The sequence below is a fragment of the Corynebacterium sp. HMSC08F01 genome, from assembly GCF_001807545.1.
GTDB classification, from domain to species: Bacteria; Actinomycetota; Actinomycetes; order Mycobacteriales; family Mycobacteriaceae; genus Corynebacterium; species Corynebacterium coyleae.
The window spans coordinates 74,956-89,869 of sequence record NZ_KV789325.1 but is presented as its reverse complement, the minus strand read 5'-3'; the positions used below and the strand labels follow the sequence as shown (position 1 = coordinate 89,869).

The 14,914-nt window shown below is 64.3% G+C and carries 16 protein-coding genes; 4 read left to right on the top strand and 12 right to left on the bottom strand.

The features are described from left to right. On the bottom strand, window positions 1–982 hold a 982-nt coding region (locus HMPREF3171_RS10820), incomplete at its 3' end, for a deoxyguanosinetriphosphate triphosphohydrolase (protein ID WP_083292079.1). A 19-nt stretch (window positions 983–1,001) separates the two neighbouring features. Here HMPREF3171_RS10820 and HMPREF3171_RS10815 point away from each other — a divergent pair. Then, window positions 1,002–3,011, top strand: a complete 2,010-nt coding sequence (locus HMPREF3171_RS10815; protein WP_070484918.1) for a TPM domain-containing protein — start codon at window positions 1,002–1,004, stop codon at window positions 3,009–3,011. 83 nt (window positions 3,012–3,094) lie between these two features. On the opposite strand, the gene HMPREF3171_RS10810 is transcribed toward HMPREF3171_RS10815, so the two are convergent. The 3 genes from HMPREF3171_RS10810 to HMPREF3171_RS10800 are packed head-to-tail and all read right to left on the bottom strand — an operon-like array spanning window position 3,095 to window position 5,420. Next, window positions 3,095–3,535, bottom strand: coding sequence for a hypothetical protein (locus HMPREF3171_RS10810; protein ID WP_070484917.1), 441 nt, complete (start codon window positions 3,533–3,535; stop codon window positions 3,095–3,097). Further along, complete coding sequence (locus HMPREF3171_RS10805; RefSeq protein WP_070453538.1) at window positions 3,532–4,038, bottom strand: hypothetical protein; 507 nt, start codon at window positions 4,036–4,038, stop codon at window positions 3,532–3,534. The genes HMPREF3171_RS10810 and HMPREF3171_RS10805 overlap by 4 nt, the downstream gene beginning before the upstream one ends. Continuing rightward, the gene (locus tag HMPREF3171_RS10800) at window positions 4,038–5,420 is read right to left on the bottom strand and encodes a glycine--tRNA ligase (RefSeq protein ID WP_070484927.1); all 1,383 of its coding nucleotides are present in this window, start codon (window positions 5,418–5,420) and stop codon (window positions 4,038–4,040) included. Before HMPREF3171_RS10800 ends, HMPREF3171_RS10805 begins: the two co-directional genes overlap by 1 nt. Before the next feature lie 164 nt (window positions 5,421–5,584). Between HMPREF3171_RS10800 and HMPREF3171_RS10795 the strand changes: the two genes are divergently transcribed. Both HMPREF3171_RS10795 and HMPREF3171_RS10790 read left to right on the top strand, forming a co-directional pair. Continuing rightward, entirely contained in the window at window positions 5,585–5,938 is a 354-nt protein-coding gene (locus HMPREF3171_RS10795) for an ArsR/SmtB family transcription factor (protein WP_070453541.1), read from the top strand. 125 nt (window positions 5,939–6,063) lie between these two features. Next, window positions 6,064–6,444, top strand: coding sequence for a Fur family transcriptional regulator (locus HMPREF3171_RS10790; RefSeq protein ID WP_246815374.1), 381 nt, complete (start codon window positions 6,064–6,066; stop codon window positions 6,442–6,444). On the opposite strand, the gene HMPREF3171_RS10785 is transcribed toward HMPREF3171_RS10790, so the two are convergent. Genes HMPREF3171_RS10785 through era form a run of 3 tightly spaced genes read right to left on the bottom strand, consistent with a single transcriptional unit; the run spans window position 6,441 to window position 8,844 of the window. After that, the gene (locus HMPREF3171_RS10785) at window positions 6,441–7,166 is read right to left on the bottom strand and encodes an isoprenyl transferase (RefSeq protein WP_070453547.1); all 726 of its coding nucleotides are present in this window, start codon (window positions 7,164–7,166) and stop codon (window positions 6,441–6,443) included. The genes HMPREF3171_RS10790 and HMPREF3171_RS10785 overlap by 4 nt on opposite strands. Before the next feature lie 9 nt (window positions 7,167–7,175). After that, the gene (recO, locus tag HMPREF3171_RS10780; protein WP_070484916.1) at window positions 7,176–7,892 is read right to left on the bottom strand and encodes a DNA repair protein RecO; all 717 of its coding nucleotides are present in this window, start codon (window positions 7,890–7,892) and stop codon (window positions 7,176–7,178) included. Continuing rightward, on the bottom strand, window positions 7,882–8,844 hold the full coding sequence (gene era / locus HMPREF3171_RS10775) for a GTPase Era (protein WP_210385611.1): 963 nt from the start codon (window positions 8,842–8,844) through the stop codon (window positions 7,882–7,884). Before era ends, recO begins: the two co-directional genes overlap by 11 nt. A 107-nt stretch (window positions 8,845–8,951) precedes the next feature. On the opposite strand from era, the gene HMPREF3171_RS10770 reads away from it, so the two are divergent. Beyond that, a complete protein-coding gene (locus HMPREF3171_RS10770; protein WP_141743402.1) occupies window positions 8,952–9,989 on the top strand; it encodes an HNH endonuclease signature motif containing protein in 1,038 nt (345 codons plus the stop codon). Window positions 9,990–10,061: 72 nt separating this feature from the next. Here the strand turns inward: HMPREF3171_RS10770 and pdxY are convergent, their stop codons facing one another. Genes pdxY through HMPREF3171_RS10745 form a run of 5 tightly spaced genes read right to left on the bottom strand, consistent with a single transcriptional unit; the run spans window position 10,062 to window position 14,913 of the window. Then, on the bottom strand, window positions 10,062–10,913 hold the full coding sequence (gene pdxY, locus HMPREF3171_RS10765; protein WP_070421351.1) for a pyridoxal kinase PdxY: 852 nt from the start codon (window positions 10,911–10,913) through the stop codon (window positions 10,062–10,064). Window positions 10,914–10,922: 9 nt separating this feature from the next. Continuing rightward, window positions 10,923–11,987 (bottom strand): 2,3-butanediol dehydrogenase, encoded by a 1,065-nt coding sequence (locus HMPREF3171_RS10760; protein ID WP_070453562.1) that lies wholly within the window; start codon window positions 11,985–11,987, stop codon window positions 10,923–10,925. Window positions 11,988–12,017: 30 nt separating this feature from the next. Beyond that, the gene (locus HMPREF3171_RS10755; protein WP_070421349.1) at window positions 12,018–13,331 is read right to left on the bottom strand and encodes a hemolysin family protein; all 1,314 of its coding nucleotides are present in this window, start codon (window positions 13,329–13,331) and stop codon (window positions 12,018–12,020) included. Continuing rightward, window positions 13,328–13,894 (bottom strand): rRNA maturation RNase YbeY, encoded by a 567-nt coding sequence (ybeY, locus tag HMPREF3171_RS10750; protein WP_070484913.1) that lies wholly within the window; start codon window positions 13,892–13,894, stop codon window positions 13,328–13,330. Before ybeY ends, HMPREF3171_RS10755 begins: the two co-directional genes overlap by 4 nt. After that, on the bottom strand, window positions 13,891–14,913 hold the full coding sequence (locus HMPREF3171_RS10745) for a PhoH family protein (protein ID WP_070421347.1): 1,023 nt from the start codon (window positions 14,911–14,913) through the stop codon (window positions 13,891–13,893). Before HMPREF3171_RS10745 ends, ybeY begins: the two co-directional genes overlap by 4 nt. Window position 14,914: the final 1 nt, after the last annotated feature.

Below are 14,914 nucleotides of genomic sequence, written 5' to 3'. Positions count from 1 at the left end.
CGCCGCCCGCGCCCGCGCCCGCGTCCGCGCCGCCCGCGCCCGCGTCGGCAGCAGCGTCGGTGCCTAGGTTCCCGTCGAGGGTCGCCTTGGTCACGCCGCCGATGTAGCGTCCCACCAACTGCGACGTCAGCCCCTTCAGGCGAACCCAAGAGGACAAGGTGTAGTCGAAGTCGGCGGCGGCTGCGATGGCCGGCAGGGCGCGGAGGCGGTCGGCGGCGTCGACGAGCGAGTCGGCGTCGCCACCAAAGGCGGCGGCACCCTTCTCAGCAAGGGCGGCGAGTTCGACGAAGTCCCACAACACCTGCAGGGAGACGCGCCCGGAGACGATGCCGTCTTCGACGTCGTGGACGGAGTAGGCGATGTCGTCGGAAAAGTCCATCACCTGTGCCTCCATCGGTGGCATGTCGTCGGTGTGGCCTTCGCGCGCCCACGCAAGCACCGCCGCATCCTCGTCGTAGGCGGAGTACTTCCGGTTTAGGGTGCCGTCGGGGTTGGTGCGGGTCACGGGGTATTTCACGGCGGCATCTAAGGAGGCGCGGGTGAGGTTGAGGCCGTAAGAGTGGTCGTCGATAAGCACTTTCGGCTCAAGGCGCGACAGGATGCGCAACGTCTGCGCATTGCCCTCGAAGCCGTCGGGCGCGACCTCGTTGAGCGCGACTTCGCCGTTGTGACCGTAGGGCGGGTGGCCGATGTCGTGGGTGAGGCCGGCCATCTCGCACAGGTCGGGGTTCAGGCCGAGGCCTTCGCCGATGCCGCGTGAAATCTGGGCGACCTCCAGCGAGTGCGTCAGGCGCGTGCGCGGAGTATCACCGTCGCGCGGGCCAACAACCTGGGTCTTATCCGCTAATCGACGAAGCGCCGCCGAATGCAACACACGGGCCCGGTCACGCGCAAACGCACCCCGCGAATCCGGCGCAAGCTGCGCCCCCTTCGGACCCTCGGCGGTGCGGCGTTTCGTATCGTCGGCGTTATAGGCGTACACGAAGCGCTACCCTAGTCGCATGACTAGCCGTTACCTTCGCGTCCTCGCCGTCGGCGGCATGCTGTTTCTCGCAGCGCCCGCCTCAGGTTTTGCCGAAACGCCCGCGCTTGCGCAAGGCGTGGCCACGGAAACCACCGTCCAGCCAGGGCTTTTAACCAAGCCTGTGACCGACGACGCCGGCGTGCTCACCGACGGCGAGCGCGCCGAGATTGAACAGGCGATCCAGCAGGTCAGCCAGTCGCAAGGCAAGTCGGTGCGTGTGGTGTTCCTGCGTACCTTTGGCGACATCAGCCCGTCCGACTGGGTCGACCAGGCCGTCGCCGCGAACGGTTCCAACACCGCCGTGCTGGTGATTTCCCCCGACGAGCGCGCCTACAACGTCGGCGGTGGCGAAGAATGGACCCAGGCCGAGATCGACCAGATGAACGACGCCGCCTACGCGCAGCTAACCCAACTCAATTGGTCGCAGGCGGCGCTGAATGCGGTTGAGTCGGCCGATGGGTCGTCGTCGTCAAGCAATAGCGATGGCGCGGGCGCAGGCTGGGTCGCAGGCGGCCTCGGTGTCGCGGCACTTGCCGGCGGTGGCATGTACGCGGCGGCGCGCAAGGGTTCGCGCAAGCAGCACGCGAAGCAGATCGCGTCTGCGAAGGCGCTCGACCCGGCGGATACTGACTCGCTCGGCCGCCTGCCCACCGCGACCCTGGAGGAGGTCGCGCGCGACGCGCTCGTCTCCGCCGACGAATCCATTACTCAAGGCAAGGAGGAGCTGAAGCTGGCCACCTCCGAATTCGGCGCCGAGCGCGTCCGCCCGTTCACCTCCGCCATGAACGACGCCACCCGCACCCTGCAGCGCGCGTTTTCCACGCACCAGGAACTTTACGACGCCATCCCCGAAACCGAACCCGAAAAACGCGCCATGCTCGTCGACATCATCTCCTCGTCAGGAAAGGCTGAACAGGCACTTCGCGACAAAACCGCTGAGTTCAACGACATGCGCGGCGTGCTCATGCGCGCACCCGACGAGGTAGACAAGATCCTCGCCCGCACCGTGGACATCCGCGCGCGCCTCGAGCCCGCCCGCGCCACCCTTGCGCAACTGCGCGAGACACATGCGGCGGAGATGTTGTCATCGATCGTGGACAACGTCGATGTTGCGCAGGCCTCCCTCGACGAAGCCGAGAAGGCACTTACCGACGCCCGCAGCCTCGCCGCCCAGCCCGCCGGCCGCCAAGGCGCGCTGCTGGACACGCTTGCCGCCGCGTCGCACGCCGTGGAGGTTTCCGACACCAACCTCAACGCCATCGAACACGCCGAAGAGAACATCCGGGCGGCGAAAACCAATTTGCCAGCGCTTATCGACGAAATCCGCGCCGAACTCCGCGACATCGAAACCGTCAAGGGCTCCCGTGAGCAGGGCGCGCGTATCGACGTCGCCTCTTTGAACGCGGTTTCCGCCAAGGCCCAGCGCATGCTCGACGCGATGGGCAACCGCGCCGACACCGACCCGCTTGCCCTCTACGAGGAACTGGCGAACATGGACGCCGAAATCGACGACGCCCTCGACCGTGCCCGCGGCGTCGCCGGCGACCAAGCCCGCGCCCTGCAACTGTTCGACCAACAAATGCAGGTCTGCACCGCGCAGATCCAGCGCGCCGAAGACTTAATCCGCTCCCGTGGCCGCATCATCGGCTCGCACGCCCGCACCTTGCTCGCCGAGGCGAAGCGCCAGCACGCCCAAGCGATCCAGCTGCGTGTGCGCGATACGCGTACAGCTATCGACGCCGCCCGCACCGCCACCGACACCGCCCGCCGCGCCGAGCAGGCCGCTAACGACGATATCCGCCGCTACCAAGCGGCCCGCAACCGCGAAACCGCCGACTCCCTGGCCAGGGCGGTGCTGTGGGGCACGCTGCTCTCCGGCGGCGGAGGTGGCGGGGGTGGCTTCGGGGGAGGCGGCGGCGGCTTTGGAGGAGGCGGCGGAGGTGGCTTCTCCGGCGGGCGCCCCTCTAACCGCGGCGGCACGTTCTAGGCCGCGCGGGGCCGCACAGCCAGGCTGACGCAGCGGTGGTGCTGGCCCGCGCTGGGCAGCCGCGCTGCCGGGCCGCCGCGGCGCTAAATGCGGGTGCGGCGCGCGGGCGTGTCCACGAAAGTGAGCGCCCACGTCATGAACACAAGATCCTCCATAGGCAGGTCGGCCTCGGCTGCAGCGTCGACATCCGCTTTGACCTCAACGTGGAGGTCGCCCGAGGCCTTCCCGCGGGTCACGGCGACGAGGGTTCCGGCGGCGTCGCGGATCTCGCGGTGCAGGCCAGAACGGTTCAGGGTGTAGCGGCGCCCGTCGCAATCCGCGGTGTAGCGCGCCACCGTAAACCCGGCCTTACGCAGCACGAACTCCCCGCCCGTATCCGCATCGACGGCCTTAAACCGGCGCGCGCTCCCGGCGGTGATGCGCAGCACCGCGCTCGGGTGTGCCCCACCGACGGTGATGGTGTCGGCGGTGGCGGTGGCGCGGGTGCGGGAGTCGTCGAGAAGCGTGGCGCCCTGCCAAATCACAGCAACGCCACCACAACGATGAACAGCGACAAGAACACCAAAGTGCTGATCAGCGCGGTCGAATTGACCATCTTGCGGGCCTCAAGCACCTCGCGGGTCAACCACGCAAGGCCGGCAACCTGGGTGGGCGGCAGGTCGGTCTCGCCCTCGAACTCGAGGATCGCCTTGCGCACACCGTTGTGGTCCTGGGTGAACTGGGCAACCTTCTCGCCGCTCGCATCCTCGACCACCCAGTTCTTGGAGGTCTCCGGGACGAACGCGTAGGCGTGGCCCTCGATGACCAGGTCGATGCGCTTCGCGCGCTTCAAACTGTTCGACGTGCGCACGATCTCCTCGCCGCGGCGCGTCGCTACCGCACCCGATTCGGGGTGCGACACCAACTGCCACTCCTCGCCGCCCACAACGGCGTGGTCGTGCGAGAACACGCCCAACACCTCAGGGCCGTCCTCGGCGAGCAACTTCGGCGCGTCGCGGTCCGTGCGATCCCAGCTGACGTAGTGCATTAGCAGCCGATCAGGCGGGCGGCCAGGTAGGCCTCCAGCTCGTCGAGAGGCACGCGCTCCTGCTCCATCGTGTCGCGCTCGCGAACGGTCACAGCGTTGTCCTCAAGGGTGTCAAAGTCGTAGGTGACGCAGAACGGGGTGCCGGTCTCGTCCTGGCGACGGTAACGACGACCAATCGCACCCGAGGTGTCAAAGTCCACGTTCCAGTACTGGCGCAGCTTGGTGGCCAGCTCCTCGGCGGGGCCGGCGAGTTCCGGCTTCTTCGACAGTGGCAGCACGGCAACCTTCACCGGCGCGAGGCGACGGTCCAGGCGCAGCACGACGCGGGTGTCGGTGCCGCCCTTGGCGTTGGGTGCTTCTTCTTCGTCGTAGGCGTCGATAAGAAATGCCATCATGGCGCGACCCAGGCCGGCGGCCGGCTCGATGCAGTACGGGATCCAACGCTCCTCGTTCTGCTGGTCGTAGTACGACAGGTCCTCGCCGGACGCCTCGGAGTGGGTCTTCAGATCGTAATCCGTACGGTTGGCCACGCCTTCGAGTTCGCCCCACTTGGAGCCGGTGAAGCCGAATGCGTACTCGATGTCCACGGTGCGCTTGGAGTAGTGCGACAGCTTCTCCTGCGGGTGCTCGTACAGGCGCAGGTTCTCCGGGTTGATGCCCAGGTCGACGTACCAGTTGAAGCGGTTTTCAATCCAGTACTCGTGCCAGGTCTCGTCCTCGCCTGGCTTGACGAAGAATTCCATCTCCATTTGCTCGAACTCGCGGGTGCGGAAGATGAAGTTGCCCGGGGTGATTTCGTTGCGGAACGACTTGCCAATGTTGGCGATGCCGAACGGCGGCTTGAGGCGCGCGGACGTCATCACGTTTTTGAAGTTAACGAAGATGCCCTGCGCAGTCTCCGGGCGCAGGTAGTGCAGGCCTTCCTTGTCGTCGACGGGGCCGAGGTAGGTCTTCATCAAACCGGAGAATTCCTTCGGCTCGGTCCAGTTGCCAGGCTGGCCGGTCTCCGGGTCGTTGATGTCGGCGAGCCCGTTTGCTGGCGGGTGGCCGTGCTTCTCCTCGTACGCTTCGATCAGGTGGTCGGCGCGGTAGCGCTTGTTGGTGTAGAGGGACTCAACGAGCGGGTCGGTGAACACCTCGACGTGGCCGGAAGCCTCCCATACGCGGGTGGGCAGAATGATGGAGGTGTCGACGCCGACGGTGTCAGGGCGGGCGGTCACCATGTGCTTCCACCACTGGCGCTTGAGATTTTCTTTCAGCTCGACGCCGAGTGGGCCGTAGTCCCACGCGGAGCGTGTTCCGCCGTAAATCTCACCTGCGGGGTACACCAAACCACGGCGTTTGCAGAGGTTGACGACGGTTTCGATCTTGGATGCGGGCATCACAATCTCCTGCGTGTAATACGGTTGCCAAAATACGTCGATCAGTCTAGCCGTTTCACTTTGCGACGACGCAGACGACCCTTTGGACATAAGTCCCACCTTTACGCCTGCTTCGAGTAAACTGTGTGACAACTGTGTAGGACTGTCGTCGAAAGGGGCCGCCCATGCGTGACGACCTTCGCTTTTCGCCGGAGGAGTTAGACCACACTGCCGCACTGATCCGAGTGCTGGATTCGGAGATGCGTCTTCGGATTTTGCTGCTGCTGCACGATTCACAGCGCGCGGTCCATGAGTTGGTGGGAATTTTGGGGAAGTCGCAGCCGCTGGTGTCGCAGCATTTGCGGGTGCTTCGCGACGAAGGCCTAGTCGCCGCCAAACGCTGCGGCCGCGAAGTCGCCTACGAACTTGCCAACCCCACCGTGATCCGGATTATCCACGCGCTCGTAGACCATGCCTGCGAGTTCTACGCGCCGGCCGCTGACACAACCCGGCGCACGTCGGTGCCGGGCCAGGACTAGCCCGAATCAGCACTAGGCAAGATCCGGCTAGGCCTCGTCTCAGTCGAGCGCCATCCCGGCTAAGCTGGCCCGGTATGAAACACCGCCCACACAGCACGCGACCCGTCCCGAAGCTTGGCCCGAGGATGACTAAGCAGCGCGCGGCGGTCGTCGATACGCTGCGCGGCTTAGACAAATTCGCCTCCGCACAAGCCATCCACGAGATCCTCACCGAACAAGGCGAGTCCGTAGGACTGACCACCGTCTACCGCACGCTGCAATCACTCGCGGACGTCGACGCGGTGGACGTGCTTTACTCCCCCGAAGGCGAAACGCTCTACCGCGACTGTCTCGCCGACCACCACCACCATCACCTCCTGTGCTCCAAATGCGGGCGCAGCGAGGAAATCGAAGGCGGCCCGGTAGAAAGATGGGCCGAGGTGATGGCGAAGCACTACGGCTACGAACTCGTCGGCCACGACGCCGAAATCTACGGTGTGTGCCGCGACTGCCAGGCGAAACGCTAGTTATCGAACTTATCCACCGCACCACCGAAACGTCGGTCGCGCTTCGCGTACTCCAACACCGCGTCCCACAGGTCCTGCTTAGTAAAGTCCGGGAACAGCACGTCCTGGTACACCATCTCCGCGTAGGCCGACTGCCACAGCAGGAAGTTTGAGGTGCGCTGCTCCCCCGACGGGCGCAAGAACAGGTCCACGTCCGGCATGTCGGCGCGATACAGGTAGCGCTGGATGGTTTTTTCGTCGACGTGGCGCACGTTGTCGTCGATAAGCGCCTGCACTGCGTCGGTGAGCTCGGCGCGACCGCCATAATTCACGCACATCGCAAGGGTGAGCCCCGTGTTGTGCTTCGTGAGCTCCTCGGCGACCTCAAGCTCCTCGATCACGCTGCCCCACAGCTTCGGGCGGCGCCCACACCACACCACGCGCACGTTCTTCTCATGCAACTCGTCACGCTGGCGGCGCAACACGTCGCGGGTGAAGTTCATCAAAAAATGCACCTCGGAAGGGCTGCGCTTCCAATTCTCCGTAGAAAACGCGTAGGCGGACAGCCACTCCACCCCACCAAGTTCGATGCAGGCATCGACGGCGTCCATGAGCTTTTCCTCGCCCACCTTGTGCCCCTCGGTGCGCTTCAAGCCCCGTTGCTGCGCCCAACGGCCGTTGCCGTCCATCACCAGTGCGATGTGTTTCGGGATGAACTTCTTGTCAATCTTCGGTGCGCCCATGGGCGTTTATTATGCCTGCTCCATGATCTTCAGACTCTTCAGCCCGGTCTCAAGGTTGTGCTGCACGTGCGCCACGGTCGCGCGGTGAATTTGCGCAACGCGTATCGACGACACCCCGTAACCTCCCCGCAACAACCACATATCGTGCAGCGTCTCCGGATCCACGTCCATGGATCCGGTGGGCCGGCAATTGTTGCACACCGCCCCGCCGACGGTGGCGTTGAACGCCTTGTGCGGCCCAGGTGCCTGGCAGTTCGCGCAGTTGAACAGGCTTAAACCCCAGCCGGCGTGCTCGGTGGCCTTGAGCATAAACGCGTCGAGCACCAGCGTCGGGTGCTGGTCGGTCTGCAGGTTGGTTAGCGCCTCCTGCACAAGCGCGAACAGTTCCGGATCACCCTGGTCGTAGGAGAGCTTCTCGGCGACCTCCATGACGGCGCAGGCGGCGGCGTAGCGGTCGAAGTCGTCGATAATGCGGGCGCCGAAGTAGGTGACGGTGTCGGCGCCGGTGATCGTCGATAAGCCTCTGCCCGGATACACCTGCACATCCACATCCACGAACGGCTGCAAGCGCGAGCCGAAACGACTTTTCACCTTGCGCACGCCCTTCGCCACCCCACGCACCAAACCATGGTTGCGGGTCAAAAGCACAACGACGCGATCCGCCTCACCGAAATCGTAAGTGCGCACCACAAAGGCACGATCGCGCCACGACGGCCTAGAAGCCAAGCCGGCCCAACGCCTTCGGATCCTGCTGCCAGTTCTTCAAGATCTTCACACGCACATCCAAGTAGATGTTCTGGCCAACCAGGTCGATGATCTGCTTGCGCGCACGGTGCACAATGCCGCTGAGGCGCCGCCCGTCCGGGCCCTCAATGATGCGCTTTTGGCCCGGGCGCTCCAGGTACAGCACCGCGTAGATCATGGTGCGCTTCGGGTTGTTCGGGTCCGGGTGTATTTCGTCGATTTGGACGGCGACGGAGTGCGGGAGCTCGTCGCGAAGACCGCGCAGTGCCTCCTCACGGATCAACTCGGCGATACGCGTCTCCACATCCTCGTCGGTGGTGTGGTCCTCCGGGTAGAAACGCGGGCCTTCCGGCAGGTGGTCGATGAGAATGTCCAGCAGCGTGTCCGTCTGCACACCTGCGGTTGCGGAGACCGGCACGACCTCGCAGTCGGGGCCGAGCATGTCGTGCAGTTCGAGCAGGCGCTCGCCGACGGTGTCCTTGCCGGTCTTGTCCAGTTTGGTCACGATGCCCACGATCGGCGTGTTCGGCTTCGTTTTGCGGATCTCGTCGAGGATGAAGCGGTCGCCGGGGCCGATCTTCTCGTCGGCCGGCACAGTAAAGCCGATGACGTCCACGTCCGCGAAGGTGTCCTTCACCACGTCGTTGAGCCGCTCGCCCAGCAGCGTGCGCGGGCGGTGAATCCCCGGCGTGTCCACCACAATGACCTGCGCGCCGTCACGGTTGATCACGCCGCGGATCGGGTGGCGCGTGGTTTCCGGCTGGTCGGCCATGATGGCGATCTTCTCCCCCACCAGCGCGTTGGTCAGCGTGGACTTGCCGGTATTCGGCCTTCCCACAAAACTGACAAAGCCCGACTTGAACCCTTCCGGCGTGTTTGTGAAACCGCCGTCAGCGATCGCGTCTTCTGGCAGGTTGTCCGGGAAATCAATCATGGTGCGCATCCTACCGTTGTGGATAACTTTTCCCGAGGCGTGGGAGTTATCCACAGATTTTTTGCGGGGTCTTGTGGGGGTTGCGGTGGGTTTCTAGCGTCTGGTGCATGGATTTTATTGAGTTTTGTTCCGCGGGCGTGGGGATGCTCGCCGGGTTCTCTCGGGAGGCCGCAGTTGCAGCTGGCTTATCGACGACACGAGCGCGCGACCTCGCCCGCGTCTTCGATACGTACTATGGCCCGACCAAGTTCACGCGCAAGCAGGCTGATGCGCTGGCGTTGGCGGAGGGGTTGCCGATCGACCAGTTGGTGCTCATCGAGAAGAAGTTGGTTGCGGTGGGCTCGGCTGCTGAGCGGTGGCGCATCCGGTTGGATCTGGTGCGGCATCGTGGTTCGTTTCGCTCGTTGTCGAAGCGCATCAGCAGGCTTATCGACGTCCCCGTGACCGCCCCCAAACCCTCCTGCCGGTTCACGCGCTCGCGTGAGGGCATGCGTACCATGACGCTGACGTACAACGAGCGCGATCTGGCCGACTTGGAGCACACGCTGCGTTCCATGATCGATGAGGATCGGCCGGCTGCGGAGCAGATGGCCGGCTCACTGTTCCGCCTGTTGCGCGAGGGCGGCGGGGTGCCGCGCGCGGCGCTGCGGCCGATGATTTTGGTGCCGATCCAGGCCTACACCCGCATCATGGACGGCTGCGGCGACGACGTCGAACTTGTACTTACCGACGGCACCACGATGACCGGCGCCGAGTTTCTCACCCGTGAGTTCGGCGACGTGCTCGAGGTGGCCGCCTTCCACCCGCAGAAAGGTGCGGTGAACCTGTACCGGACGCAACGGCTGGCGAATGGGAAGCAGCGGACGATGTCGAAGTTGATGTCGCCACGTTGCGCCTTCCCCGACTGCCGGCATTCCGCCGAAACCACCCAAACCCACCACATGCACGCCTGGAAGCACGGCGGGATGACCAACATAGACAATCTGGCGCAACTGTGCGCCTACCACAACGGAGTCAACGACGACGACCGGTGGCGGGCGATCCGCGGGCACATCGACAACCCGAACGGGCGCATCTGCTGGATCGCACCCAACGGGACCGAAGTGCCGACCGTGACGGGGGCGATGGAGCTGCTGTTCGACTGATCGATTCACCCGGCCCCGAAAACGCGAAAAACCCGCCCGGGTGGGCGGGTGACTCGGCATGCCTGAAACCGGTTAGAGGGCTTCGACCTCGAACTGGAGTTGCGGGTTGGCGTAAAACTCCTGGGCCTCGACGAGCTGGAGTTCGTTGGTCTCGGCCTCGAAGGTGAGGCGCAGCATGTCGTAGACCGAGGAGGCGGTCTTTGCCAACGCGTCCTTTGCGTCGTGGCTGCGCACGTAGTGGCCGGTAAACAGCGCTGCAGTAACATCGCCGGAGCCGTTGCGCTTAAACGGCAGGCGCGGGGTGCGCACGATCCACTTGCCGTTGTCGTCCACGGCGATCATCTCAATCGCGTCCTCGGGGGTTTCGGGGCGCTCCACCGAAGTCACCAGCACGGTCGACGGGCCCATCTCACGGGCCGCGTCCACGGCGGCAAGGGTCGAATCCAGGTCGGTGACGTCGCGCTCGGTGAGGTAGCCCAACTCGAACTGGTTCGGCGTAATGATGTCCGCCACCGGCACGATCGTCGAGCGGAACAGCGGCGGGATCGTATCCGCCACGAAGCAGCCCGACTTCGCCGAACCCATCACCGGATCGCACGCATAGAGCGCATCCGGGTTTTCAGCCTTGATGTCGCGCACGGTGCTGACGATCACGTCGGCGATTTCCGGGGAGGCCTGGTAGCCGGTGAGGATGGCGTCGATAAGCGGGAACGCATTGCGGTCGCGGATGCCCTTGAGCACCGCCGCAACGTCGGCGGCCGGAATGATCGGCCCCTCCCACGCACCATAACCCGTGTGATTGGAGTAGTTCACCGTGTACACCGGCCACACCTCGTGGCCGATGCGCTGCAAAGGAAAGACCGCCGCCGAGTTGCCAACATGGCCAAACGCGACGGCGGACTGGATCGAGAGAATATTGCTCATAGGAGCATTTTAGAGCTCCGGCGACACCAGAATCTTCACTGCGGTCTCGTTGCGGTTAATCAGGGTGTCGAAGCCCTCGTCAACAACACCGTCGAAACCGATCTTGCCGGTGATAAACGGCTTCAGATCAATCTTGCCGGACTCCACCAACTTGATGGTCTGCGGGTGATCGTGGGCGTAGCCGATGATGCCGCGGATGGTCAGTTCCTTCATCACGAGCGCGTGGATGTCCAGCTCGGCCTTCTTCGACCAGATGGACTCGACGACCAGGGTGCCCTTGAGCTTCAGGCAGTCGATCAGCTGGTCGAGCACAACATTGACGGAGGTGCACTCGAATGCGACGTCGACGCCCTTGCCGTCGGTGATCTTTTCGATCTCTGCCTTGAGGTCGGTTGCGCTCGGGTCGATCGCGTAGTCTGCGACACCTGCGTCGAGCGCCTTCTGGCGACGCAGCTCGGAGAGCTCAGAGACGATGACGGTCAGGCCGTATGCCTTCGCCACAGCTGCGGTCAGCACGCCGATCGGGCCAGCGCCACCGATGAGGGCGACGTCGCCTTCCTTCGCCTCAGACGCAACGAATGCGTGGTGGGCGACGGACAGCGGCTCGATGAGCGCAGCCTCGTCGAGCGGAACATCGTTGGAAATCGGGTGAACCCAGCGACGCTGCACAGCGATCTTCTCGGAGAGGCCGCCGCCACCACCTGCGAGGCCGATGAAGTTCACGTCCGGGTGGAGGTTGTACGGGCCCGGCTCCTTCGGGTCGACGTCGTCCGGCAGGACGTACGGCTCGACGACAACGTGCTGGCCGACCTCGAGGTCGTCGACACCCTCGCCGAGCGCCGAAACAACGCCGGAGAACTCGTGGCCGAGGGTGATCGGCGGCTCCTCACCGGTGATGGGGTGCGGATGGCCAGGCTTCGGGCAGAAGATCGGGCCTTCTAGGTACTCGTGCAGGTCAGTGCCGCAGATGCCGCACCAGGCGACGTCGATGAGCACCTCTCCCTTGCCTGCAACCGGGGCGTCGATTTCCTCGACGCGGATGTCCTTCTGGCCGTAGTAGCGAACTGCTCGCATGGTGGAACTCCTTTCGGTTGGTTACAGGTGCTACGATACCCCGTTTTCGGGTTCCTCGCCGACCGCAACCAGCACGGTGCGGGTCTTGATGCGTCCGCGTCGGTCGCGGCCGCCTTCTGCGGTGTAGCGGATGCCGTCGCGAAGAATGGAGGCGCCGGGAAGGGGCACGCGGCCGAGTTCGTACGACAGCAGGCCGGCGACGGTGTCCACATTGTCGACGACCTCCTCCGAGTACTCCAGCGTGTAGTCGAGGTGGTCGGCGAGGTAGTGCACGAGGTCGTCGAGAGGCAGGCGCGCTTGGACGCGGAAGACGCGCTCGTCGATTTCTTCGATGGGGGCTTCCTCGTCTTCGTCGTATTCGTCGGTGATTTCGCCGACGATTTCTTCAAGCAGGTCTTCCATGGTGAGCAGGCCTGCGACGTTGCCGAACTCGTCGATAACCACCGCGATGTGGGTGTTCTGCTGCTGCATCGCGCGCAACAGCAGGTCGAGCGGCTTGGAGTCCGGGATGAACATCGGTTGGCGCATCAATTCGGTCAGTGGCGTGTTCGGGTCGACGGGCGCGCCGCGGTCGGTGAACATGTCTTTGAGGTAGGCGACGCCGATGATTTCGTCGACGTTTTCGCCGATGACGGGCACGCGGGAGTGGCCGGAGCGCACCATGAGTGCGGTGGCTTGGCGGGCGAGTTTTTCGCCTTCGATCCACACCATTTCGGGTCGCGGCACCATGACTTGGCGGGCGGTGGTGGAGGCGAGGTCGAAGATGTTTTGGATCATGCGGCCTTCGGTGGTTTCCACCACGCCTTTTTCTTGGGCAACTTCGACCATTTCGCGCAGTTCGATTTCGGTGGCGTATGGCCCGTTGCGGAAGTCTTCGCCGGGGTGGAACAGGTTGCCGATCCAGATGAGCAGTTTCGCCACTGGTCCGAGCACGGTGTGGAAGATGTGCAGGCCTTGGGCGGCTTTGAGCGAGATGGTGTACGGGTTGCGTTTGCCGGCGGTGCGTGCGAACACGCCGATGATGGAAAATTGCAGCAGCGTGACGACGATTACCGCCACCGCAATCGCCCACGCATCTGACGCGATGACGTCCATGGCCAGCATCGCCGCTGAGACTGCCGCCATGACGTCTAAGACGGTGCGCAGCAGCACGAGGGTGTTGATGTGATTCGCGCGATTCTCGACGACGCGCAGCAACGCATCTGCACCCGGCGTCTCATCCTTGACCATGCCTTCCACGCGGGCACGCGAGATGGGTGCCAGGGCAGATTCGACGGAACCGAGCAGGCCGGAGAGCAGTAGCGCAACGACGGTGATCGTTGCGAAGGTGATGGTCAGTGTCACTCGGCGCCCTTCATCAGCTTGTCGAGCTCGTCGCGGTCAGCGGCGGACGGGAAGGCGTGTGGGCCGGTCGGCTTCGGCTGGTATGCCACCCCGCGACGGGCCAGGTCGTCGTACCAGTCGGCGAGGATCTCGTTTTGCAGCGCAAACATTTCCCGTTCGTCTTTCGGCTCGATGTGGTCGTAGCCGAGCAGGTGCAGCACGCCGTGGACGGTCAGCAGCGCCATTTCGTGGGCGAGGTCGTGGCCGGCCATCTCGGCCTGTTTACGGTCGTAGGCCGGGCACAGGATGATGTCGCCGAGCATCGCAGGTCCCGGCATGTCGGCGTCGGGCCGTCCCCCACCCGGGGTGAGTTCGTCCATGGGGAAGCTCATCACGTCGGTGGGGCCTTCGAGGTCCATCCAGCGGACGTGGAGGTCGGCCATGGTGGCTTCGTCGACAAGCGTGATTGTTGCTTCGGTGTCGGGGTGGACGTCCATGGTGCGTAGGGCGTAGGAGGCGACGTCGATAAGCATTTGCTCGTTGACTTCCGCCTCGCCGGACTCGTTTAAGACTTCAATGCTCACTGCGCTGCCTCCGCTTCGCGCTCTGCTTCAATCTTCTGCTGCCGCTTTTCGTAGCGCAGCGCGTTCTGGGCATCGTGGTGGTCGTAGGCGGCCACGATGCGGGAAATCAGGTGGTGGCGCACAACGTCGTCGGCGCGCATCTCCTGGAACGAAATGTCCGGAATGTCGCTGAGGATGCGACGCGCCACGCGCAGGCCCGAGACGGTGCCGCGCGGCAGATCCACCTGAGAGGTGTCACCCGTAACCACCATCTTTGAGCCAAACCCGAGGCGGGTGAGGAACATCTTCATCTGCGCCCCGGTGGTGTTCTGGGCCTCGTCGAGGATGACAAACGCGTCCGACAGGGTGCGCCCGCGCATGTAGGCCAGGGGCGCGACCTCGATGATGCCGGCTTCGATGAGTTTCGGGATGGCCTCTGGGTCCATCATGTCGCGCAGCGAGTCGTACAGCGGGCGCAGGTACGGGTCGATCTTGTCGGAAAGCGTACCGGGCAAAAAGCCGAGTTTCTCGCCGGCTTCCACGGCGGGGCGCGTCAGGATGATGCGTTTGACCTGCTTGTTCTGCAGCGCCTGCACCGCCTTCGCCACCGCAAGGTACGTCTTGCCGGAGCCGGCAGGCCCGATACCGAAGGTGATCGTGTTCTCGTCGATCGCATCCACATAGCGGCGCTGACCGGCAGTCTTCGGGCGGATAACCTTGCCGCGCCGCGCAATGATCTCCTCGCCGAGGATGTCCGCGACCGAGCCGGGGGCTTCCATCTCCATGAGTTTCACCGCCTCCACGACGGTGTCAGGGCGAAGTGGCACCCCGCGTCGCGCCATGGACTCCAGCTCCTCCACCACGCGCAGCGCGTGCGCCACGTGGGCGGCCGTGCCGCGCACCGACAAGGTGGTGCCGCGGGCGTGGAAACTCACGTCCAGATAGCGGTCCAGCAGTTGCAGGTTGTTGTCGTTGATGCCGAGGACGGATTGTGCGTACGCCGAGTCGAGTTCGACCTTGCGCGTCACCATTTCTTCCATG

Coding starts and splice junctions, on each gene's coding strand:
- HMPREF3171_RS10815 (WP_070484918.1), top strand. CDS start 1,002: ATGACTAGCCGTTACCTTCGCGTCCTCGCCGTCGGCGGCATGCTGTTT.
- HMPREF3171_RS10805 (WP_070453538.1), bottom strand. CDS start 4,038: ATGCACTACGTCAGCTGGGATCGCACGGACCGCGACGCGCCGAAGTTG.
- HMPREF3171_RS10800 (WP_070484927.1), bottom strand. CDS start 5,420: ATGCCCGCATCCAAGATCGAAACCGTCGTCAACCTCTGCAAACGCCGT.
- HMPREF3171_RS10795 (WP_070453541.1), top strand. CDS start 5,585: ATGCGTGACGACCTTCGCTTTTCGCCGGAGGAGTTAGACCACACTGCC.
- HMPREF3171_RS10790 (WP_246815374.1), top strand. CDS start 6,064: ATGACTAAGCAGCGCGCGGCGGTCGTCGATACGCTGCGCGGCTTAGAC.
- HMPREF3171_RS10785 (WP_070453547.1), bottom strand. CDS start 7,166: ATGGGCGCACCGAAGATTGACAAGAAGTTCATCCCGAAACACATCGCA.
- era (WP_210385611.1), bottom strand. CDS start 8,844: ATGATTGATTTCCCGGACAACCTGCCAGAAGACGCGATCGCTGACGGC.
- HMPREF3171_RS10770 (WP_141743402.1), top strand. CDS start 8,952: ATGGATTTTATTGAGTTTTGTTCCGCGGGCGTGGGGATGCTCGCCGGG.
- pdxY (WP_070421351.1), bottom strand. CDS start 10,913: ATGAGCAATATTCTCTCGATCCAGTCCGCCGTCGCGTTTGGCCATGTT.
- HMPREF3171_RS10760 (WP_070453562.1), bottom strand. CDS start 11,987: ATGCGAGCAGTTCGCTACTACGGCCAGAAGGACATCCGCGTCGAGGAA.
- HMPREF3171_RS10745 (WP_070421347.1), bottom strand. CDS start 14,913: ATGGAAGAAATGGTGACGCGCAAGGTCGAACTCGACTCGGCGTACGCA.